18 protein-coding genes, 5 tRNA genes and 4 pseudogenes are annotated in these 21,143 nt (G+C 36.0%); 5 read left to right on the top strand and 22 right to left on the bottom strand.

Going from position 1 to position 21,143, the window contains the following annotated elements; translation table 11 throughout:
* Positions 1-5 precede the first annotated feature (5 nt).
* The 14 genes and pseudogenes from ACLKMH_RS08330 to ACLKMH_RS08265 all read right to left on the bottom strand — a co-directional run bounded on the left by ACLKMH_RS08330 (position 6) and on the right by ACLKMH_RS08265 (position 10,323).
* The gene (locus ACLKMH_RS08330) at positions 6-506 is read right to left on the bottom strand and encodes a GGDEF domain-containing protein (RefSeq protein ID WP_413701582.1); all 501 of its coding nucleotides are present in this window, start codon (positions 504-506) and stop codon (positions 6-8) included.
* A 302-nt stretch (positions 507-808) separates the two neighbouring features.
* Positions 809-1,972: an EAL domain-containing protein gene (locus ACLKMH_RS08325; RefSeq protein ID WP_413701581.1), complete on the bottom strand. Its 1,164-nt coding sequence runs from the start codon at positions 1,970-1,972 to the stop codon at positions 809-811.
* Between the two features lie 884 nt (positions 1,973-2,856).
* A complete protein-coding gene (locus ACLKMH_RS08320) occupies positions 2,857-3,312 on the bottom strand; it encodes a hypothetical protein (protein WP_413701580.1) in 456 nt (151 codons plus the stop codon).
* A 101-nt stretch (positions 3,313-3,413) separates the two neighbouring features.
* Positions 3,414-4,040 (bottom strand): HAD-IA family hydrolase, encoded by a 627-nt coding sequence (locus ACLKMH_RS08315; protein WP_413701579.1) that lies wholly within the window; start codon positions 4,038-4,040, stop codon positions 3,414-3,416.
* Positions 4,041-4,891: 851 nt separating this feature from the next.
* Positions 4,892-4,977, bottom strand: a tRNA-Leu gene (locus ACLKMH_RS08310).
* Between the two features lie 14 nt (positions 4,978-4,991).
* A tRNA-Cys gene (locus tag ACLKMH_RS08305) sits at positions 4,992-5,065 on the bottom strand.
* Between the two features lie 269 nt (positions 5,066-5,334).
* Positions 5,335-5,757, bottom strand: a complete 423-nt coding sequence (pgsA, locus tag ACLKMH_RS08300; protein WP_413701578.1) for a CDP-diacylglycerol--glycerol-3-phosphate 3-phosphatidyltransferase — start codon at positions 5,755-5,757, stop codon at positions 5,335-5,337.
* A gap of 215 nt (positions 5,758-5,972) precedes the next feature.
* Positions 5,973-7,805: pseudogene (uvrC, locus tag ACLKMH_RS08295) on the bottom strand (excinuclease ABC subunit UvrC).
* Positions 7,806-7,883: 78 nt separating this feature from the next.
* Positions 7,884-8,524 (bottom strand): annotated as a pseudogene (gene uvrY, locus ACLKMH_RS08290) (UvrY/SirA/GacA family response regulator transcription factor).
* A gap of 250 nt (positions 8,525-8,774) precedes the next feature.
* Positions 8,775-8,865: transfer RNA gene (locus tag ACLKMH_RS08285), tRNA-Ser, on the bottom strand.
* Between the two features lie 288 nt (positions 8,866-9,153).
* Positions 9,154-9,243: transfer RNA gene (locus ACLKMH_RS08280), tRNA-Ser, on the bottom strand.
* A 172-nt stretch (positions 9,244-9,415) separates the two neighbouring features.
* Positions 9,416-9,721 carry a hypothetical protein gene (locus ACLKMH_RS08275; protein ID WP_413701577.1) on the bottom strand — a complete coding sequence of 102 codons (306 nt, stop codon included), beginning with the start codon at positions 9,719-9,721 and terminating at the stop codon, positions 9,416-9,418.
* Positions 9,722-9,734: 13 nt separating this feature from the next.
* Positions 9,735-9,944 (bottom strand): hypothetical protein, encoded by a 210-nt coding sequence (locus tag ACLKMH_RS08270; protein WP_413701576.1) that lies wholly within the window; start codon positions 9,942-9,944, stop codon positions 9,735-9,737.
* Positions 9,945-9,957: 13 nt separating this feature from the next.
* Entirely contained in the window at positions 9,958-10,323 is a 366-nt protein-coding gene (locus ACLKMH_RS08265; RefSeq protein WP_413701575.1) for a LysR family transcriptional regulator, read from the bottom strand.
* A gap of 120 nt (positions 10,324-10,443) precedes the next feature.
* On the opposite strand from ACLKMH_RS08265, the gene ACLKMH_RS08260 reads away from it, so the two are divergent.
* Entirely contained in the window at positions 10,444-11,265 is an 822-nt protein-coding gene (locus ACLKMH_RS08260) for a TSUP family transporter (RefSeq protein WP_413701574.1), read from the top strand.
* An 81-nt stretch (positions 11,266-11,346) separates the two neighbouring features.
* On the opposite strand, the gene ACLKMH_RS08255 is transcribed toward ACLKMH_RS08260, so the two are convergent.
* Together ACLKMH_RS08255 and ACLKMH_RS08250 are read right to left on the bottom strand one after the other, a co-directional pair.
* A tRNA-Ser gene (locus tag ACLKMH_RS08255) sits at positions 11,347-11,437 on the bottom strand.
* A 112-nt stretch (positions 11,438-11,549) separates the two neighbouring features.
* The gene (locus ACLKMH_RS08250; protein WP_413701573.1) at positions 11,550-12,191 is read right to left on the bottom strand and encodes a hypothetical protein; all 642 of its coding nucleotides are present in this window, start codon (positions 12,189-12,191) and stop codon (positions 11,550-11,552) included.
* Positions 12,192-12,421: 230 nt separating this feature from the next.
* On the opposite strand from ACLKMH_RS08250, the pseudogene leuS reads away from it, so the two are divergent.
* The 4 genes and pseudogenes from leuS to holA all read left to right on the top strand — a co-directional run bounded on the left by leuS (position 12,422) and on the right by holA (position 16,639).
* Positions 12,422-15,002, top strand: a pseudogene (leuS, locus tag ACLKMH_RS08245) (leucine--tRNA ligase).
* Positions 15,003-15,110: 108 nt separating this feature from the next.
* Complete coding sequence (lptE, locus tag ACLKMH_RS08240) at positions 15,111-15,602, top strand: LPS assembly lipoprotein LptE (RefSeq protein ID WP_413701572.1); 492 nt, start codon at positions 15,111-15,113, stop codon at positions 15,600-15,602.
* A gap of 40 nt (positions 15,603-15,642) precedes the next feature.
* A complete protein-coding gene (locus ACLKMH_RS08235; RefSeq protein ID WP_413701571.1) occupies positions 15,643-15,903 on the top strand; it encodes a hypothetical protein in 261 nt (86 codons plus the stop codon).
* Entirely contained in the window at positions 15,824-16,639 is an 816-nt protein-coding gene (holA, locus tag ACLKMH_RS08230) for a DNA polymerase III subunit delta (RefSeq protein ID WP_413701570.1), read from the top strand. The genes ACLKMH_RS08235 and holA overlap by 80 nt, the downstream gene beginning before the upstream one ends.
* A gap of 108 nt (positions 16,640-16,747) precedes the next feature.
* Here holA and ACLKMH_RS08225 read toward each other — a convergent pair.
* The 6 genes and pseudogenes from ACLKMH_RS08225 to dnaJ all read right to left on the bottom strand — a co-directional run bounded on the left by ACLKMH_RS08225 (position 16,748) and on the right by dnaJ (position 21,098).
* A pseudogene (locus ACLKMH_RS08225) lies at positions 16,748-17,369 on the bottom strand (FKBP-type peptidyl-prolyl cis-trans isomerase).
* 129 nt (positions 17,370-17,498) lie between these two features.
* Positions 17,499-18,683, bottom strand: a complete 1,185-nt coding sequence (locus ACLKMH_RS08220) for a GNAT family N-acyltransferase (RefSeq protein WP_413701569.1) — start codon at positions 18,681-18,683, stop codon at positions 17,499-17,501.
* Complete coding sequence (locus ACLKMH_RS08215; RefSeq protein ID WP_413701568.1) at positions 18,637-18,954, bottom strand: hypothetical protein; 318 nt, start codon at positions 18,952-18,954, stop codon at positions 18,637-18,639. The genes ACLKMH_RS08220 and ACLKMH_RS08215 overlap by 47 nt, the downstream gene beginning before the upstream one ends.
* On the bottom strand, positions 18,951-19,199 hold the full coding sequence (locus ACLKMH_RS08210) for a hypothetical protein (RefSeq protein ID WP_413701567.1): 249 nt from the start codon (positions 19,197-19,199) through the stop codon (positions 18,951-18,953). Before ACLKMH_RS08210 ends, ACLKMH_RS08215 begins: the two co-directional genes overlap by 4 nt.
* A gap of 102 nt (positions 19,200-19,301) precedes the next feature.
* Positions 19,302-19,856 carry a bifunctional adenosylcobinamide kinase/adenosylcobinamide-phosphate guanylyltransferase gene (locus ACLKMH_RS08205; RefSeq protein ID WP_413701566.1) on the bottom strand — a complete coding sequence of 185 codons (555 nt, stop codon included), beginning with the start codon at positions 19,854-19,856 and terminating at the stop codon, positions 19,302-19,304.
* Positions 19,857-19,979: 123 nt separating this feature from the next.
* Positions 19,980-21,098: a molecular chaperone DnaJ gene (gene dnaJ, locus ACLKMH_RS08200; protein ID WP_413701565.1), complete on the bottom strand. Its 1,119-nt coding sequence runs from the start codon at positions 21,096-21,098 to the stop codon at positions 19,980-19,982.
* Positions 21,099-21,143: the final 45 nt, after the last annotated feature.

Here is a 21,143-nt window from a genome sequence, read left to right as displayed (position 1 = left end):
CAACATCAAATAGCTTCTTTTTCCTGAGTGGCTAAGCTAGATGCTTTTTCAAGCATCATTTGAAACGCTTCATGCTGACTATACTTTACAATACCAAAATTAAAATTTGCCTTAAACATTAAACCTGATTTACTTTTTAACGTTGTATTCGACAATTCTACACGAGCATTAGTTAAAAAAGATGAAATGTTATCTATAGTGTCTTTTTTGATAAACAAAACAAACTGAGCATTACTATACCGAGCAATTTCAAATTGTATTTTTTCTTTGCCAAATTTTTGCATTAAAAATTTAGCAATATAAAGAATAACGTTATCCACAATAAGATTCCCGTACTTTTCAGCAAGATAATCACAGTCAGCAATATCGATAAAAAGCAATATACCTTTATCCTGAAAATCCCCCTGCTCATCCACCGCGTGATTATAAATCCACTTTCTATTAAATGTTTTTGTTAAGGGATCAATATAAATAAGATCCTTCAGAGCCTGCATTTCTTTTTTCATGGTCTGCTAATGCATAGCCTAAGGAATCTAGCTTAATATTATCTTTATCCTGAATCGCTTTTTGAGCTTGGTTCTGTAACATCTGTTAAAGAATCAATATTTTTAACAGTCTTTTGCATATAGCTATTGATATCACGCAACTCGTCGACTATTACCGAACTCACTTCGTTTTCAAATTCTTCATCATTTATTTCAATACTTACCTTTTTTGCATTTTGGTCAAATGTCTTAAAATATGAAGATGGAAGAATAATATCGTTTTGTAATAGTTCTTGAATGGTTTTATCTGTTATTTTTTTAAATTACCCTTCACTACGCTCTCCCAAAATTTGCTCAATTGAAACTGGTTTTTGAATGTAATAACCCTGAGAATAATCTATGCCTAATGATTTGACATAACGTTGTATTTTTACATCACTGACGTATTCAGCGACTGTTTTAATATTTTGTTTTCCACAAAACATCACAATACTTTTAATGAGATTCATATAAATCTCTTCATTTACTTTTTGAATTAACGAACCATCTATTTTTAGGTAATCAACATTTAGTTTCAAAATATATTCATAATTCGAAAACCCCGTGCCAAAATCATCTATTGCTATTCCGACCTGATACTCATTTACTTTATGAATAAACTCATTAATCACATCAAAGTTTCTGATCCTTTCACTTTCTAAGATTTCAATTGTCAAATATTTACCGATGTCTGCTTTTTGTAATCTCAGAAGAATAATATCGCTGATTAAAGGGTTAATAATATCGTTATATTCGAGGTTAATATTGACATGAATTTTATGCAGAATAATGATATCAAACACTTTATTGATTAATATCTGCATTAATTGCACATATAATCTATAACTTTTCGCCTTGTCTAAAAAAGCGCCTGGCAATAATATATTACCCTCTTGATCAAAGAGCCTCATCAGCGCTTCATATTTTACTGTTTGCTCTTCTGTGTTACACACAATAGCCTGAAAGTATGGCTCGACCTTATTACTTTCAATATTGTATTTTATGATTTCGATGAGATTATTATGGGAGGATTCATTCTTATAGAAGTTGGAGTCAAAGAAAACAAACATTTCAAAATTTGTTTTAGCAATGTGTAAGGCTTTTTCTGCGTAAACAATTAAATTTTTATTTGAGCTTTTTGAACAACCTACTGTGGCATTAATAAATATTTTTATATCTGGTTTAGAAACTTTGAATTTATGATTGACCAGATGCTGAGTAATGATTTCATTTATCTTAAGCACTATCATCTCAGGTAAATCAGCATAAAAAGTTAACGCTAATACATCTGAATGATGCCTCGATACCTTTCCAACCACCTTCAAACCGGTGTTTTTTTGTATCATTTTATTGATTTCATTTTTCAGCAGTAGAGAAAGGTTACTCTTTAGTTGCTTGATTATCGCATCACCATTTTCAAAACCATAGGAAGCATTGATATCTTTCATATGAAAGATATCAATTAAAAAAGCGTTTTAATATTATGCTTATTTTTTATTTTGAAATATAAATCTGATGGGAACAAAATAAAGTTTCCTTTTTCAACATTTCAATCCATTGAACTCTAAGTTAGTTATAAAAAATGAATTAATGCCTAACAATTTATGAGTATTTTTCAGTTACAAGCTCATTCAAATGTTTTCAAAAGTAAAGCTTCCATAGCACTTTATAGTTTTGTCAGCATGATGATGGCATAAACGATACTAATTAATTTAACTTGTCTCCTACTTTTTCACCTTCAAATTGAATAATGAAGAAAATAATGAAGCGATCATTTTCAGTACTTGTTATCTGAACCAGTATGTCTGAAATGATGATATAACACACTGAGATTAATCAATTTTCTAATAATCTCACTTACAAAAAGATGCGCAAGTGCATTTATAGCTTTTTCAGCACAAAGGGCAAATTTATAATAAACCAGTCATAAATTTGACTTTTTGAAGTCAATTAAATCAGTTAAAAAGGAAATACCTTATGTCTATGCTCCTTACAGATAAAAACAACTCACATAAGTCATCATCCTAATTGTTAAATACATGCGTCCTCAATTTTACCGAGTAAAAATTATTTAGCTTGAGGCGAAAGTTGATCTAATCTTTTGCTTTCTTTACGAAACCTCCAACATAGAAGTTGTTAACTTTAAGCAATGAAAAAATAAGCTAATTATTAACATTAGTATCAGCTTTGCAATTATCTGTATTAAATTAAATATTAAAAATAAAAGGTCTATTTAGCTTAGGTAAGAAAAGCAAAATTCGCTAGTCAGGAAAGAAATAAGTAAGCAGTTTTCCATTACTTTCAAAAACAGGAAATAAAGAATTTATAGTCTTTATTTGTTATGTAACCATTTACTTGGCAATGTAAAAAGTAAAAAGAGTGACAGCATTGCTAAAAACATACAATAAGGCTCAAAGCCAAGTAAAAAAGTAGCTTGTATTTGGCATTCATCTAAACAATGTGTAGATGAATAGCTATTGTTGAGCAACTGGCTAAAGAAGGGTAATGTGAAAAGAAAAAGAGGTATAGTAATTTTTAAAATCCAAACCTGTAATGCATATTCCTTATTATGTTTATTTTTATTGAGTTTTTGTATGCTTGAAATCATCAATAAAAACCAAGGAATAAAATAAGCAGGAAAGGCCCAATTAGGGTAAATTGAATCTAATGTTTGAAGAATCCCCTCTCCTAAAAACAAAACAACAATTGCTAATAAAATTGCGACGATAGCCACTCCAGAAATCACGATGTTCCAGGCCTTACTTTTTTCAGCTTTTATTACGTTCATTATAATCTTCTATTTTTTTGTTTAAGCAAGCGTAAATCAAACGCTTACTTGCGTTTTTAATTGAGCAACAATAATACCCAATCTAATAAATTACCAGAAGACTAACTAATACTATCAAGCAACTGATCCATATGACTTATCCTTAGCGTATCGGGCAATTCATTATGAATATTATGAGGGTCATATAATATTGCAAACATACCAGCGGCTTTTGCAGTGACAAGCCCAACCAAACTATCTTCAACAACAGCACACTGCTCTGCTTTAAAGCCCATCACATTAGCGACTTCAAGAAATAAACCAGGATCTGGCTTCCAAGATCCTACTTCATACGCACTAAATAAATGCCCTTGGAAATGTTCTATTAATCCTGACAATGTAAGTGCCATGGTCATTTTTTCAAGAGGGCCGTTGGAAGCAACACATTTAGGCAAATTAATACTAGATAACATCTCATGTACGCCATCACAGGCCGTTAATCTTTCTTTAAACAGCTCTGCAACAATAGCACGATAGGAACTTACAAAATCTTCCTTTAGCTTAATACCAAACTCAGATTCAAAGGATGCCATAATACCAGCCAACTTTGAGCCGACATGTTTTTCCATTATTTGTTGCGCGGGAAAATGCACACCATATTCTTTTAATTTTATTTCAAAACCAAGGTTACAAAGGTATTCGCTATCGACCAATGTGCCATCGCAATCAAATATAATACATTTAATCATATTTCTACCTATTTCATTTATTTGATAGATATTGTATCAGATATTAAATAAGCATATAAAAAATCCTCATTTCAAGTACGAGGCTTTCAAAATGATGCACGGAGAGAGACTTAAACTTGCAAGCGATTGATGTTGTACATTTTTGTGCATTATTGATAACTAAAAAATTTTCAGGATATATTTTGTAGCTATAAATTGCAGGATAAATTTCAGGCATAAAAAAACCAGCTATAAAGCTGGTTTCTTTAAAAATACTGCTCGGAGTGAGACTTGAGCTCACACGCCATTGATGTTGCACATATTTGTGCAATATTGATAACTAAAAACTTACAGGCATAAAAAACAGCTAAAAATCTGTTTTCTTTAAAAATACTGCCCGAATCTAGACTTGAACTCGTACGCCATTGATGTTGCACATATTTGTGCATTATTGATAACTAAAAACTTAGAGGCATAAAAAAAACCAGCTAAAAATCTGTTTTCTTTAAAAATACTGCCCGAATCTAGACTTGAACTCGTACGCCATTGATGTTGCACATATTTGTGCATTATTGATAACTAAAAACTTACAGGCATAAAAAAAACAGCTAAAAATCTGTTTTCTTTAAAAATACTGCCCGAATCTAGACTTGAACTCGTACGCCATTGATGTTGCACATATTTGTGCATTATTGATAACTAAAAACTTAGAGGCATAAAAAAAAACAGCTAAAAATCTGTTTTCTTTAAAAATACTGCCCGAATCTAGACTTGAACTCGTACGCCATTGATGTTGCACATATTTGTGCATTATTGATAACTAAAATTTACAGGCATAAAAAAACCAGCTATAAAGCTGGTTTCTTTAAAAATGGTGCCCGGAGCGAGACTTGAACTCGCACGCACAGAATGCACAAGATTTTAAATCTTGGGTGTCTACCGATTCCACCATCCGGGCAAAACTTTAAAATTTGGAGGCGGAACCCGGAGTCGAACCGAGATAGATGGATTTGCAATCCACTGCATGGCCACTCTGCCATTCCGCCAAAATTTAAAATGGAGCGGCACAAGAGGTTCGAACTCTTGACCCCAACCTTGGCAAGGTTGTGCTCTACCACTGAGCTAGTCGTAGCATCTTCATTTTAATTTTTATCGTTAGAAAACATTAACTGTTTCCGTTTCGATGTGGGCGCATTTTAAAGACTTTCTATTTTGAGTCAACACCCTTTGTGACTTTTTTTATTAATTATAAGCTGTTCGCTGTTTTTTCAGGCTAAATGTCTATTTATTCAACTTTTAAGAGACTTTTTACTGGCTACTCAGTGCAGGCCATGCTAGCTTTTAAATATACAACCATCGACCATAAAGTAAGTATTGTTGCAATAAACATTAGCGCAAAGCCAACCCATTCCATCATTTCTGAGTATTGCCAAATCAATACAAATAAAGAAAGCATCTGTGCAACGGTTTTAATTTTTCCTACATTAGAAACGGCAACACTGGCTCTTTGTCCTATCTCTGCCATCCATTCACGAAGTGCAGAAATTACAATTTCACGGCAAATCATAATCATCGCAGGGATCGTTACCCACATTACCGCGTAATGCTCAACAATCATTACTAATGACACAGCCACCATTATTTTATCCGCAACAGGGTCTAAAAAGGCACCAAAAGGAGTTGACTGGTCAAGTTTTCGGGCTAGGTAACCGTCCAATATATCAGTAATAGCGGCCAACAAAAAAATACAAGTACGCTGTTACTGCGGCCTAGATTACAGGAAGGTAATAAACAATTACAAAAATAGGAATTAAAAAATACGAAAACTGGTTAAAATATTGGGAATATTGTTCATTAAAAAATCCTTTCTGTGGAAATGCTATTTTTGCATTTTATTGATTGTTAATGCAAATAGTTCCCTGTTATTTATTGAGTTACCCCTTGTTTGAGATACTACGAATTTAGGGTTTCATGAATATTTTCAGCTAACATCTGACTGATACCGTTTATTTTAGCCAGTTCATCTATGCTAGCGACCTTCACGCCCTGTAAACCACCAAAATGATTTAATAACAATTGCCTACGTTTCGCCCCTACACCAGCAATATCTTCTAGCGAACTAGTGCGACGTTTTTTATCCCGTTGTCCACGATGCCCTGTGATTGCAAATCGATGCGATTCATCGCGTATTTGTTGAATTAAATGTAATGCGGGTGAATCTCTCGCGATTTCTAAAATTTCGTGGCTATCAGCTAAAATAAGTGTTTCAAGACCAGCTTTTCGAGTCACTCCCTTGGCAATACCAATCAATAAAGGGTATTTTTCAGTAAAATTTTCAGCTAATGAGCTAATAATTTCCTCTGCTTGGTTTAACTGTCCAAGACCACCATCAATAAAAATAATATCTGGGATATTTTCAATATTTTGCTTATCTCTAAAACGACGCGCTAACACTTGCCCCATAGCGGCATAATCATCACCTGGCGTGATGCCAGTAATATTAAAGCGGCGATAGGCTGATTTTTTAGCGCCTTCACGGTCAAAGACCACACAGGAGGCGACGGTTTTCTCGCCCATCATATGTGAAATATCGTAACATTCCATGCGCTGGATAGGTTCGATCAGGTCTAATTTTTCTTCCAATAATTGATAACGTTGCTGAACATTATTTTTTTGACTCAAATGGGTTTGTAATGCAACTAAGGCATTTCGTTTAGCAAGTTTCACAAACTTAGCGCGCTCACCTCGCATTTCTACTTTTAATGTGGTTTTGTAACCACAGTATTCACTAAACAAATCAGTAAAAGTAAAACGCTCTGTAAAATCATCACTTAACAGAATCTCTTTGGGGATCGCACGGCCATTTTGACCCGATAAATAAAATTGGCTGAGAAAAGCCGTTAATATTTCATCAAAAGTAGAATTTTTAGGCACTTTAGGGAAATAATTTCGGCTACCTAAAATACGCCCCTGACGCACAAAAAGAAGGTGAAAACTAGCCACTCCATGCTCATAAACAAAGCCTAATACATCAAGCTGTTCAATATCACCACTCACCCATTGTTGTTCTTGAACCTTTTTAAGTGATTGAATTTGATCGCGCCTAACCGCTTGCCTTTTCAAACTCTAAGCTCTCACTGGCAGTTTCCATTTCATTAATTAATAAATCGATCACCCGCTGACTTTTACCCAATAAAAACTCACTGGCTAATTCCACTTGATGTGCATATTCAGATTCTGGCATCGCGTTTACACAGGGCCCTAGGCAACGCTTTAATTGATATTGCAAACAAGGTCTAGAACGATTGGCATAATAACTATCTTCACATTGGCGAATAGGAAATAGCTTTTGCATCAAATGTAAGCTTTCACGAACAGCACCACCACTGGGGTAAGGGCCAAAATAAGTCCCCTTTCGTTTGCGATTTTGTGAACGCACCAAAGTTAGCTGTGGATGTTTGTGATCACTTAAAAATAAGTAGGGATAGGATTTATCATCACGTAATAATATATTGTATTTAGGTTTATATTGTTTGATGAAGTTATGTTCTAAAATCAACGCTTCTGTTTCAGTATGAGTCACTGTTACTTCAATATTGGTAATATGACTAACAAGCGCAAGGGTTTTAGGGTGTTTTTGGGTTAAGCTAAAATAACTACTAAGGCGCTTTTTGAGGTTTTTGCTTTACCAACATAAATAATAACGTTTTTGTTATCAAACATACGGTAAACACCAGGCTCAGTGGTAACCGTTTGTAAAAATGATTGCGCGCAAAACTCACTCATAATATGCCAGCCTCAAAAGATGTGTTGAGGTACTGGATATTAATTATCTGCTCAATGATCATTTTTTAAATAGCGCTTTTATAAAGTATCAGCATCTAACATGCCATAACGAATGGCAAAGTGAGTCAGTTCAACATCTCCATTCACGCCTAACTTATCGAATAAACGATATCGATAACTATTGATTGTTTTTGAACTCAAACCTAATTGCTCAGAAATATCTACAACTCGTTGCCCCTTGGTTATCATCATCATGATCTGTAATTCACGCTCTGATAATACGCTACAGGGATCTTCTGAAACGGGAGATATTTGTGACAAAGCCATTTTTGTGCTATTTCAGGTGCTAAATAACGTTGTCCTGAATGCACCGCTCGTATTGCGACAAGCACTTCATCAGGGGCGTACTTTACTTAAATAACCCGCGGCGCCAGCTTGCATAACTTTAGAAGAAATGGATTTTCAGTATGCATAGTCAGCATAATGATTTTGATATCTTCATTGATGCGCAAGATACGATGCATCGCATCTAAGCCACCAATACCCGGCATATTAATATCCATTAATATAACATCTGGGTGATTATTTCGGCACCACTTAACAGCGACTTCGCCACTATCAGCTTCACCTATTACTTTCATGCCTCGAACATCATCAATGATACGGCTTATCCCTGTACGTACTAATTCATGGTCATCGACCAACAGGATGTTTATCAAAATTGCTCTCCGCGTCACTATACTGGCGCAAAATTAAATTAAGATTTGGATAATAGCTAAAAAGTGAGTTTTTAAAAGTCAAAAAACATCATGTCATGCGTTAGTTAACACTTATCCAAGTTGCTTCATTCATTAGAAGAAAAAATGTAAATACAAAGACTAAGTATAATAAATAAATTGGCAGACATAAATAATATTAAAGTCGTAGAAAGCAAAAAGGCTCGCTATAAATAGCGAGCCTTTTAAAATGTGGCGGAGGAGGAGAGATTTGAACTCTCGGAGAGCTATTAACCCTCGCTGGTTTTCAAGACCAGTGCATTCAGTCGCTCTGCCACCCCTCCGCAGAACAGGGCGAATAATACAGAGTTTATGATTCTGTTGTAAAGAGAAAAAAGAAAAACCGAATTGTTTGCTTATATATCAAACAAAATTCTAATCGAAACGAAGTTACCTCAAACTTAAATTGATTTTTATCAAAAAAGTTAAAGGGGGTTTTAGAGGATATCGCTTTAGAGGATATGGTTTTAGTACAGATAAAATAAATTTATTAGATAGGAAGATTGATAATAAGAATATTTAAATCGCAGATAAGAAAAAAGCCACTGAAGTCAGTAGCTTTTTCTAAAATGTGGCGGAGGAGGAGAGATTTGAACTCTCGGAGAGCTATTAACCCTCGCTGGTTTTCAAGACCAGTGCATTCAGTAGCTCTGCCACCCTCCGCAGAACAGGTCGAATAGTACAGAGTTTATGATTGTATTGTAAAGAAAAATAAAGGAAAAGCGCGCGTTTGCTCATATATACAACAAAATAAGTATGACAGTTAAGCACAACAAAAAACTTCATTTCTTAGAATGCAGAACTATTATGTTATTCAATTCAATAAGGCATGGCTTAACTGATCTTTTCTTGTATCTGTTGTTTCAAGAAATCAATTAACTCATTTATTTTCTGTGGTCTTTTTTCTCGATTTGTTGAAACCAGGGCAACTATATCTGCAGAAGGCAATTGGTATTCAGGTAAAATATTTACTAACCGCCCCATTTTTAATTCCTCAGTGATATCCCACTGTGAACGCTGAATGATACCCATTGCATCAACAGCCCAATTTTTAATAACCATACCAACATTACTTGAAAGCATAGGTGATATTCTTACACCAATATTTTCACCTGATAATTTATGTGCAAACTTCCACAAGGTAACATCTTCATTATTTTCTCTTAAAGCGATACATTGATGCTTGCTTTAAATCATGTGGCGACTTTAGTTCTGGCGCTGATTTTAAATACTCAGGAGAAGCTAATAATAACCGTTCATTTTTAGCAAGAAAAATACGTTTCAAGGATGAATCCTTAAGGTATCCAATATAAATCATGACATCAGGGCGCTGTTGCTCTGACCATTGTGGATTATCGGACAATACAAGGTCAATCTCAGTTAATGGATGTTGTTTTTGGAACAGCTGCCACTATCGGTGCGATGTATTGAGTACCAAACCCCAAAGGAGCAAGCACATTTATTTTTCCTGAAAGCGCAAATTTATTATGCTGTAAATGACTTTCCAAGGCACCTAAATCTAACATCAAGCCCTTACCTTGCTTCGCCAAAATTTCACCTGCAGGTGTTAAGGCGATACTTCTAGAACCTCTCTCAACCAATTTTACTGCTAACTTTTTCTCCAACAACGTCAAGCGCTGAGAAATGCTTGGAGGAGTGACATTTAACTTTCTCGCCGTCGCGACAAGAGAACGACTCGAGGCCAAATGAAGAAAGAAATCGATATCAAGAGAATTAAGCATTAAGGCCAACCTAAACATATAAGTTATTTATAGTTAATTTTACTACATGATAAATAATGTTACTAATACATTTCCCTATCACTTTGATGGATCAGAAAAATACAAAAGGATTAAATGACCATGGAAATCCCCTTATACAATTTGACTGATAATATACTGTTATTGCTTTTTCTAATTGCAATAATTGCAGGAATTGTTGACGCTATTGCTGGCGGAGGTGGCTTAATTACAGTGCCGAGTTTACTGCTCGCCGGCATTCCTCCCTTTGTCGCCCTAGGTACAAACAAGCTACAAGCAGTTATTGGAGAAGCAACTTCATTTGTCACCTTTTTGCTTTATCATCAAATAAACATTCAGGGCCTTCTTTTGGGAATGCTAGCAACTGCAATTGGTGCGATCCTTGGCGCTTATTCGGTAAGCTTATTTGATGAACAATCGTTACGTTTTTTATTACCTATTTTAATGGTGTTTATTACCCTCTATTCGATATTTTCTAAAAGCATGAAAAAGCCTAAGGCAACACCACCTAGAATCTCGGTGAAGGTTTTTATGATCTGTTGTGGATTATCAATCGGGTTTTACAATGGTTTCTTTGGTCCAGGTACTGGCTCAATTTGGATGATTGCATTTGTTATCTTACTTGGCTACACCATAAAACAATCTTCAATTGCCACTAAACCGCTCAATTTAATGGGCAACTTTGTTTCTTTATTGTTCTTTGTTGCATTAGGTGCGGTGGATTATTCATTAGGTATCGTGATGGGAGCAGGACAAATAATAGGTTCAATCATCGGCAGTAAAATGGTTATTAAAAATGGTGACAAAATCGTTCGTCCCATTTTTATCAGTGTCACTTTGATCATGACCTGTAAATTGATTTATGAAATGCCGTTAAGTTCATTAACTGAATTTGAGAACATATTGCTTGTATTTATAAATTGACAACCAAAAAGCTACTGAACAATTTTTTAAGTTACCAGAACGAAAAAAAGCTTCTCAAATGAGAAGCCTTTTTTCTATATGTGGCGGAGGAGGAGAGATTTGAACTCTCGGAGAGCTATTAACCCTCGCTGGTTTTCAAGACCAGTGCATTCAGTCGCTCTGCCACCCCTCCGCAGAACAGGCATCATAATACAGATATAAATGACAACTTGTAAAGTTTATCAGGATAAAAAAACTGTTTGCCGATAAAATCAACAAAGCGTTTAATTAAACATCAAATCAGATTACTTAAACTGATTTGCGTGAGCTTCAGGATGTTGCTCTGCATGACATTCAAAAAGGTATTCTGCTAAAGACGCTAAAACAGTATCATCCGTTGACTGACCTAATGAATAAGCCACGGTTTTATTATCAACACGTCGGATTTGAGAACCTGAAATCGCCAAACGTCCACGATTTGGTAATTTCAAATATATATTATGTAGCTGATCAGGAAACTCAGCTTCCTCTTCATCATCAATTAATAAGGAAATACCTGAAGCAGAAAGATCTTTAATCTGATAGCGTAATTCTTCATCTTTTTCATTTACTAAAGAAATTGTTTTATCAACAGGTAAACGCCATGAACGTAATTTATCACCCGTCTCAAAAATCTTAGGAGAATTAAGGCTCATAGTAAAATTAGCAAAATCGCCCATTTTCATCTGTACGGGAAAAACAAGATGATGATTTCCATAGTTTGCAATTAATTGCAAATCATCCGCTAACCCTAATTGAAATAGCAGAGCATCTTTTCCATCAGAACCAGAAATATCGTACTCTAAATTTTTTCCTTTATTTTCAGATTCTTCAATATCAAGGATCATTTCAGATAACAATTTAAATTCTTCATCATTGACAATTAGTTCTTTAACTTCTTCGTCCATAAGGGCTCCGTCATCCTATATTTCTACATTTTATTAAATATTATAATTCAGACTACGCCAAATTAAACAATAATTAAGCAATTAATTACATTTTTTGACCTTTTGTCTCCAAAAAAGTTGCTTCTTGCCTGAAAAACAATCCATCCTCCTCATAAATATTGTTGCAAACAACTCTCTCCTGTATCCTAGTGCCTTACTTTTTTCCATTTTTATTGCTAGGCAGACAGAATATGCAAGAGATATACAACCCTAAAGAGATTGAAGCAAAATTTCAAAAAAACTGGGATGAAAACCAGTCCTTTAAAGCGACTGAAGATCCAACCAAAGAGAAATACTACTGCCTATCAATGTTTCCTTACCCAAGTGGCAAATTGCACATGGGTCATGTCCGTAATTACACAATCGGCGATGTAGTTTCTCGTTATCAACGTATGCAGGGCAAAAATGTTATGCAACCTATGGGTTGGGATGCATTTGGTTTACCGGCTGAAAACGCGACAATCAAAAATAATACTGCTCCTGCCGGCTGGACCTATGAAAATATAGAATATATGAAAACCCAACTTAAGCAATTAGGTTTTGGTTATGACTGGAGTCGTGAATTAGCGACCTGTAAACCTGAATACTACCGCTGGGAACAATGGTTTTTTACTAAGTTACTTGAAAAAGGTTTAGTCTATAAAAAAATGGCCACTGTTAACTGGGATCCAGTTGACCAAACAGTACTGGCAAACGAGCAAGTTATTGATGGTCGTGGTTGGCGCTCTGGTGCTGTGGTTGAGCAAAAAGAAATTCCACAATGGTTTATTAAGATCACCGCATACGCACAGGAATTATTAGACGATTTAGACCAATTAGATGAATGGCCTGAGCAAGTTCGTACCATGCAACGTAACTGGATTGGTCGTTCAGAAGGCATCGAGATGGACTTTAAAGTTGCCAACTCAGATCAGTCTTTCTCAGTTTATACTACGCGTCCAGACACTGTTATGGGTGTTACATATGTTGCTGTTGCTCGCACAACATCCCTTAGCTTTAGAGGTCGCGAAAACTAATCCTGAATTAGCGGCATTTTGTGAAAAATGTAAAAACCAAAAAATGGTTGAAGCTGAAATAGCGACCATGACAAAAGAAGGTGTTGATACTGGACTTAAAGCCATTCACCCAATCACAGGCGAAGAAGTGCCAGTATGGACAGCAAACTTCGTATTAATGGGTTATGGCTCTGGTGCAGTAATGTCTGTACCTGCTCATGATCAGCGCGATTACGAATTTGCTAAAGAATATGGCTTAAACATTAAAGCAGTCATTAAACCAAGCGATGCTAACGTTGATGTGTCTGAAGAAGCCTATACTGAAAAAGGCATTTGTTTTAATTCTGGTGATTTTGATGGCTTAGATTTTGATCTTGCATTTGATGCTGTTGAAGCGAAATTAGTCAGTGAAAATAAAGGTAAACGTCAGGTTAATTTCCGTTTACGTGACTGGGGTGTTTCTCGTCAGCGTTATTGGGGTGCTCCAATTCCAACTTTAACACTAGAAGATGGCACGGTTGTTCCTGTTCCAGAAGATCAGTCGCCTGTTGTTTTACCTGAAGATGTCACTATGAATGGTATTACTTCACCTATCAAAGCAGATTTAGAGTGGGCTAAAACAACCTATAACGGACAACCAGCAACACACGAAACAGACACCTTTGATACCTTTATGGAATCAAGCTGGTATTACGCACGTTATAGTTCGCCTGAAAGCACTGAGCAAATGTTAGATCCAGCAAAAGCAAACTATTGGTTACCTGTTGATCAATACATTGGTGGAATCGAGCACGCTATTTTACATCTACTTTATTCACGTTTCTTCCATAAATTATTACGTGACTTTGGACTAGTAGAAAGTGATGAACCTTACAAAAAATTACTGACTCAGGGCATGGTATTAGCTGACGCTTATTATTATGAAGATGAGAAAGGCGGTAAAGTTTGGGTTTCGCCAAAGGATGCTATCACTGAAACTGACGATAAAGGTAAAGTGATCGGTGCTAAAATGGCAAATGGCCAAGAATTGATTTTTGATGGCATGTGTAAAATGTCTAAATCAAAAAATAATGGTATCGACCCGCAGGATATGATTGATAAATACGGCGCTGATAGTGTGCGTTTATTTATGATGTTTGCGACACCTGCAGAGCAAACATTAGAATGGTCAGATTCGGCTCTTGAAGGCTCATTACGCTTCTTAAAACGCCTATGGAAAGTAGCTAGCGATCATGTTTCTGCTGGAGAAGTTGCTGAACTGGCAATCAAATCTCATAATGACCAGCAAAAATCACTGCGTCGTGAATTACATAAAACCATTAGTAAAGTGACTGATGATTTAGGCCGTCGTCAAACCTTCAACACCGCTATTGCATCGGTGATGGAATTGATGAACAAAGTTAATAAAGCGCCTACGGCTGATGCACAAGATCGTGCCATCATTCAAGAAGCACTAGTAGCTGTAGTTAAATTGCTATCACCTATCACACCACATATTTGTGCTGAACTATTTGAAGCATTAGGTGAAGAAGGTGATTTATTAACTACTGCATGGCCTCAAGTTGATGAGTCTGCATTAGTAGAAGACTCAAAATTAATCATAGTACAAGTAAATGGTAAACTAAGAAGTAAATTAACGGTGCCAGCTGATATTACTAAGGATGAAGTTGAAGCCCTTGGTTTAGCGGATGAAAATGTAGCTAAATTTACTGACGGCAAAACCATCCGTAAAATCATTTATGTACCAGGAAAGTTATTAAACATTGTTGCTAATTAAATTATGCTAAACAAATGATTATAAACTAAAAGGCTAAACGGCTAGAAAACGAAACCTTGAGCGTTTTCTAGCCCACCAACCTTCCTTTCTTTATTTATAAGGCTATTTATGCAAACCTTATTTTACGCTTTCAAAAGCATCCTATTAGCTTCTTTATTAGTGCTTTTAAGTGCCTGTGGCTTTCATCTTAAACACAATGATGGTTTGGTTGAAAAGTATCCAAGGATCTTATTACAAAGTACTCCTAACACCGATTTAACCCGTTTGATTAAGTTACGCTTACGTGGTGCGGGTATTGATATCGTAGACACGCCATCGGATGATGTTGCCATATTAAAAGTGGATGCAGAGCGACGTTCATCTCGAACTATTTCACTCTACGTGACCGCTCAAAATGCAGAGCAAGAATTAGGTTATAACCTCAGCTACTCGATTCAAAGCCCTGGATATGAACCTCAAAACTTTAACGTCAATGTTTACAGAGACTTTTTAGATGATTCAGAACAAGCATTAGCAAAATCACGTGAATCTGAATTATTAACCAAGGAGTTACGCGTTATTGCTCAGCTGATCATATTATTAATACTATGCTCAGTTTAGATAATAAAAACAGTGCACAACTTAATGATAAGTAATTCAAATGCGCATTTATCCTGAGCAACTACAGCGAGACATTAAAAAACAAATTCCTCATTGTGTGCTGATATTTGGTGATGAAGCATTATTGTCACTCGAGGCTGAGGACTTAGTCAAACAGCAGGCAAAATCACAGGGTTATTTAGAACATTTTAGTTTTAGCCTTGATGGTAATTTTGATAAAGATGAGATTTATAATCACCTTCAAAGCTTATCTTTATTTTCAGAAAAAAATACTCGACCTGACAATAACAAAAACCAATAAAGACAATACTGCTTTTTTACGTGAAATTGCGCCACTATTAAATCAAGATATTTTATTAATTTTACAGGGGCCTAAATTAAACAACCAGCAACTTAATGGAGTCTGGTTTAAACAGTTAGAGTCACAGGGGTTATTTGTAGCAACAAACGCTCCTACGGCACAACGTTTCCCACAATGGATTTTTCAACGCTTAAAAAACCTTGGTCTTCAAGCAAATAAAGAAGTGATTGATTTTTTGTGTCTGCATTTTGAAGGTAATTTATTAGGCGCAAAACAAGAGTTTGAAAAGCTAGCGCTTTTATATCCCAAACAAACCTTAAATATTAATCAAGTAAAACAATCCATAACGACACATAATCACTTCTCACTTTTTCAATGGTTAGATAGTTTATTAGAAGGTAACCGAGCCAGAAGTTTGCGTATACTGAAGCAATTAAAAGCAGAGGGAACGGAGTTGTTATTACTCAGTGCGACCTTAAGCAGTGAGATTCAAAAGTTACTTAAACTCAGCTATCAAGCTCAACATACCCCACTTCCACAATTGCTTAATCAACATCAACCTAAATTATGGGCGAACAAACAGACTTTAATGACTAGCGCTTTAAATCATCTTACAACACAGCGGCTTGAAGAGTTATTAATACAGTGTTCAGAATTAGAGGTAGCAGTGAAAGTTGAAAATCGCACCGATAATTGGCTAGCACTTGAGTTAATGGCAACCAGTTTTTATCGTTAAAATCATTCCCAAATTTTTCTTTTGATATAAAAAAACCATCTGTTATTGCTAACGGATGGCTTTATTTTCTATGCTACGCAATGATATACGTAACAAGAATTAATAAAATTATTTAATTTCTAATAATTCTACTTCAAATACTAATGTTGAGTGAGGGCCGATTCTGCGCCTGCACCACGTTCACCGTAAGCAAGTTCAGAAGGGATTGTTAATTTGTATTTTGAACCAACAGGCATTAATTGTAATGCTTCAGTCCAACCAGCAATAACACCACCAACAGGGAACTCAGCAGGCTGACCACGCTCAACAGAACTATCGAACACTGTACCGTCAACTAATGTACCATGGTAATGTACGCTTACTGTTGACTCAGCAGTTGGTTTCTCACCTTCACCTAATGCAATAACTTCATACTGTAGACCAGATTCAGTTACTTGAACGCCTTCTTTTTTAGCATTTTCAGCTAAATATTCAGCACCAGCGGCGCCTAAAATTTTAGCTTGTTCAGCAGCTGTATTGCTTGCATACGTGCAGAAATGGTTTGGAATGCCTCTTGAAGATCCTGTTGAGAAACTTTACTTTCAGCGCCTTCGAATGCATCAGCAATACCAGCTGCCACAGCAGAGATATCTAATCCTTCAAAAGGCTGTGCTTTAAGTTGCTCGCCCATTTGTAGACCAATACCGTAGCTAGCTTGTAATTCTTGAGTGTTCAATTGTAATTCAGACATTTTTATCCCATTTTTTCTTTTTTAGTGATTAGTAAATTATTAGATGGGGCATTAAATTTATTTTTAAAGGGGTATTTAAAAATAATTTACATTAATGTTGTCACATCTAATAAGGTTCACAAAACAAAACTATTCACCATAATAACGTTTGCGTTTTGATTCCTTCAGCTTCTCGAAATCAACAACCACTAAGCCATCAATACAATCGGCAAAATCGGCATCAATATTAAAATCAACAAACTGTACACCACCGGGTTCACAAATTTCTGAATACTGTTTATATAATGCAGGGATTGTCACCCCCCAGCCACTCATTTGTTTTTTCAGTTCTGAAAAAGCTTGTTTATAAGGAACGACTTCTTTATTTGCATCAGGATTTAATGCATAAGGTGCACGTGCAACCGCCCATTGAGACTCACTTGGAAAATAAGTTCGGTAAAAATCAACCAAAGCGACTTTAGCTTTACTTGGGTAGTCGTTACTGATGCTAACCGGCCCTAGTAAATAACGCACCTCTGGAAAGCGTTTAAGGTAAGCGCCAATGCCATACCACAGGTAATTTAAGCTACGTGTTCCCCAATAATCAGGTCGTACAAAACTACGCCCTAATTCTAACCCCTGTTGAAGATAATGATGTGCGCCAGTTTGGTAATTAAAAAGTGTATGAGTATATAAAGACTCAATGCCTCTAGACGCAATAGTTGGCTTTGTTTTGACTAACCGATAAGCGCCCACAAGCGCTAATTTTTGTTCATCCCATAGAACGATATGATCATAATAACAATCGTAACGATCCATATCACGACGTTTACCACTGCCCTCTCCAACTGCCCGGAAACTCACTTCTCGTAAACGCGCAATTTCACGCATTACCGTCGAATCACCATTAAAGTTATATAAGTAGATAGCCATTCCATCGGAGGTATCACCTAATAGCTCACAGGCTCTAATTTCATCACGTAATAAATCACGAGGTTCAGGGTGAGCAATATTTTCATAACTTCCCTCAAGGCCCAGTTCACTGCGATTTTTTACCAATTTATAAACATGTTTTCTAAACAGTTTTGCTTTACCATTTAAATCAAGCGGCAGACTATCATAGCAGTCAAAAGCAACGGCCTTGCCAATACGAATTGGAATGTCTCGTCGTGCTTGTTTAAACATTTCGCGAACTAGCCACAAAGTTGACAGCGGTTTGGCGACTAAAGATAAACTATAAAAGAACCAAGAGTTTCGTGCATCAACAAACACAGGGATAATAGGTGCCTTAGTTTTTGCAGCAAAAGCGCAAAAAACTATTACGCCAGCGTGCATCCCTTACACCCATCGGGCTAATACGAGAGACTTCACCTGCAGGGAAAATTAATAAAGCGACATCATCATCTAGGTGAGCTTCTATTGCCTTGATATTCTGACGTGTGGTTTGGTTACTCATATTATCAACGGGTAGCAACAGATCATTTAGGGGTTTAATAGCCATTAACAAATCATTGGCAACCACCTTCACATCTCGTCTTATTTCGCCGACCATTTTTAAAAGCGCCAAACCATCTAAACTACCAATAGGATGATTAGCAACGATCACAACTCGTCCATGAGCGGGAATACGATCTCGCTCAGCTGCTTGCGTAAACTGTAACTAAAATCAAAATGTTCCAAAACTTGATCAATAAAATCAAAACCTTGAAGGTGTGAATATTTCTGGTCAAAGCTTTTAAAGTCACCTTCATGCAATAATTGGCGCAGGAATGGTAAAATGCGTTTACGAATAAACGGATGACTTTCAAGGCTTGGTAAGTTTTCTGATAATACGTTTTCAACTGAGATCATAGCTATCTCCTCCTGAAAACTAGACTAACCAAAATAGATGACAAGCATGTGACATGATTTTATGGATTAAGGCAATTAGGTTTACCTTTACGGGCTAAAAAATTATCCTTTGATTTGTTGCGCAATACCCGCAGTCACTAAGGTGACTTTATTACTTAAACGGGCGATATCTTGATTTAGTTCACCAAGCTTATCTGCGTAAACACGCATTAATTTACTTTCACCAATTAAGCCACATCCGACTTCTCCAGTGACAATAAAAATAGTTGCTTGTAAATGATTTAGTCTTTCAATAAATTGATTTTTAACTTGCTCATATTCATTTATACATTGTTTTAATGGTTTATCTTGAGAAAGGTACCAACCAACCCAAGTTGATAAACATTCTATTAATATAAATTTATCAGTTGAATCATGATGATCCAAAAAATAATTTAATGTTTTTTGTTGATAATCTAGCTCACAGGTCACTATATTTTTATTCCGATGCAATTGATGGCGAGCAATACGACTTTTAGTTTCTTCACCAATTGAAAGACTTGTCGCAATATAAAAAGCACGATTTCTTTGTGTATTGATAATCAAGCAATGAGAGAGTAATTTTTCTGCAAAATCACTTTTACCACTACGCACACCACCTATGATTAAATGTCTCATCTATTTTCCCTTTTTATTTTTCAGGCAAAAAAATACCATCACTAGGATGGTATTTTTTTATCAAACACAAACGATTATTTTGTTATTTTGATAAATAAATCATTAATTATTGTTTTTATTTACTTAAATCATCAAAAAGTTTTTGATGTGGTTTAAAAAACCATCTGATTTTGGTTTGTGTTTTTTAGGGCTTGAAGAGCAAGTGGCTTCAAACTCTTTCAGTAATTCACGCTGTTTAGCTGAAAGTTTAACTGGTGTTTCGACAATAACTTTACACATCAAATCACCAACACTATGACTTCTTACTGATTTGACACCCTTGTTACGCATGCGATACATACGACCGGTTTGTGTTTCAGCAGAAATTTTCAGTTTAACGCGACCATCTAAAGTCGGTACTTCAATTTCCCCACCAAGTGCGACTTCGGTAAAGCTAATTGGTACTTCACAGTACAGGTTATCACCATCACGTACAAAAACTTCGTGATCAATGACATTCATTTGTACATATAAATCACCAGCTGGCGCGCCATGCTCGCCGGCTTCACCTTCTCCGCTTAAACGAATTCTATCGCCAGTATCAACACCTGCAGGAATCTTAACATTTAGCGTTTTGCTACTTGCATAGCGTCCTTCACCATGGCACTTATGGCACGGATCAGTAATAATTTTACCTTTACCACGACAGGTTGGACAGGTTTGGTTTACTGCAAAGAAACCTTGTCGCATCTGTACTTGACCTTGACCATGACAAGTTCCACAGGTTTTAGAGTCAGTGCCTTTTTTAGCACCAGTACCATTACACTGCTCACAATGAACCTGTGTTGGTATTTCAATTTCTTTAGATGCACCATGAACCGCTTCTTCAAGCGTTAATTCCATGTTGTAACGTAAGTCAGATCCCTGCTGTGCACGTTGCGCACCACCACGGCCTCTGCCACCACCAAAAATATCACCAAAGATATCACCAAACTGGTCACCAAAGTCACCACCACCAAAGCCACCTTGACCTTGCTGATTAACACCGTCATGACCATATTGGTCAAAAGCGACTTTTTTATTAGGATCACTGAGAATTTCGTAAGCTTCTTTTACTTCTTTAAACTTAATTTCTAGCTCAGCATCTCCCTTTGTTCTATCGGGATGATATTTCATTGCAAGGCGTTTATACGCTTTTTTTATTTCTTTTTCGGTTGCACTCCGGCTAACACCAAGCACTTCATAACAATCACGTTTCGACATTTTTAGTTCTCAAGTTTTGATTTTCTAAACAATAACGCGGATTAT

This window comes from Psychromonas sp. KJ10-10 (assembly GCF_047323245.1).
Classification (GTDB): domain Bacteria; phylum Pseudomonadota; class Gammaproteobacteria; order Enterobacterales; family Psychromonadaceae; genus Psychromonas.
Note: the sequence above shows the minus strand (reverse complement) of the source record. Positions and strands in the feature narration are given on the sequence as shown.

Bases quoted from the DNA above. Each gene is read 5' to 3' on its own strand.
- ACLKMH_RS08330 (WP_413701582.1), bottom strand. From the start codon at position 506: ATGAAAAAAGAAATGCAGGCTCTGAAGGATCTTATTTATATTGATCCC.
- ACLKMH_RS08325 (WP_413701581.1), bottom strand. From the start codon at position 1,972: ATGAAAGATATCAATGCTTCCTATGGTTTTGAAAATGGTGATGCGATA.
- ACLKMH_RS08320 (WP_413701580.1), bottom strand. From the start codon at position 3,312: ATGAACGTAATAAAAGCTGAAAAAAGTAAGGCCTGGAACATCGTGATT.
- ACLKMH_RS08315 (WP_413701579.1), bottom strand. From the start codon at position 4,040: ATGATTAAATGTATTATATTTGATTGCGATGGCACATTGGTCGATAGC.
- ACLKMH_RS08265 (WP_413701575.1), bottom strand. From the start codon at position 10,323: ATGCTTAATTCTCTTGATATCGATTTCTTTCTTCATTTGGCCTCGAGT.
- ACLKMH_RS08260 (WP_413701574.1), top strand. From the start codon at position 10,444: ATGGAAATCCCCTTATACAATTTGACTGATAATATACTGTTATTGCTT.
- ACLKMH_RS08250 (WP_413701573.1), bottom strand. From the start codon at position 12,191: ATGGACGAAGAAGTTAAAGAACTAATTGTCAATGATGAAGAATTTAAA.
- lptE (WP_413701572.1), top strand. From the start codon at position 15,111: ATGCAAACCTTATTTTACGCTTTCAAAAGCATCCTATTAGCTTCTTTA.
- ACLKMH_RS08235 (WP_413701571.1), top strand. From the start codon at position 15,643: ATGCGCATTTATCCTGAGCAACTACAGCGAGACATTAAAAAACAAATT.
- holA (WP_413701570.1), top strand. From the start codon at position 15,824: ATGAGATTTATAATCACCTTCAAAGCTTATCTTTATTTTCAGAAAAAA.
- ACLKMH_RS08220 (WP_413701569.1), bottom strand. From the start codon at position 18,683: ATGCACGCTGGCGTAATAGTTTTTTGCGCTTTTGCTGCAAAAACTAAG.
- ACLKMH_RS08210 (WP_413701567.1), bottom strand. From the start codon at position 19,199: ATGATCTCAGTTGAAAACGTATTATCAGAAAACTTACCAAGCCTTGAA.
- ACLKMH_RS08205 (WP_413701566.1), bottom strand. From the start codon at position 19,856: ATGAGACATTTAATCATAGGTGGTGTGCGTAGTGGTAAAAGTGATTTT.
- dnaJ (WP_413701565.1), bottom strand. From the start codon at position 21,098: ATGTCGAAACGTGATTGTTATGAAGTGCTTGGTGTTAGCCGGAGTGCA.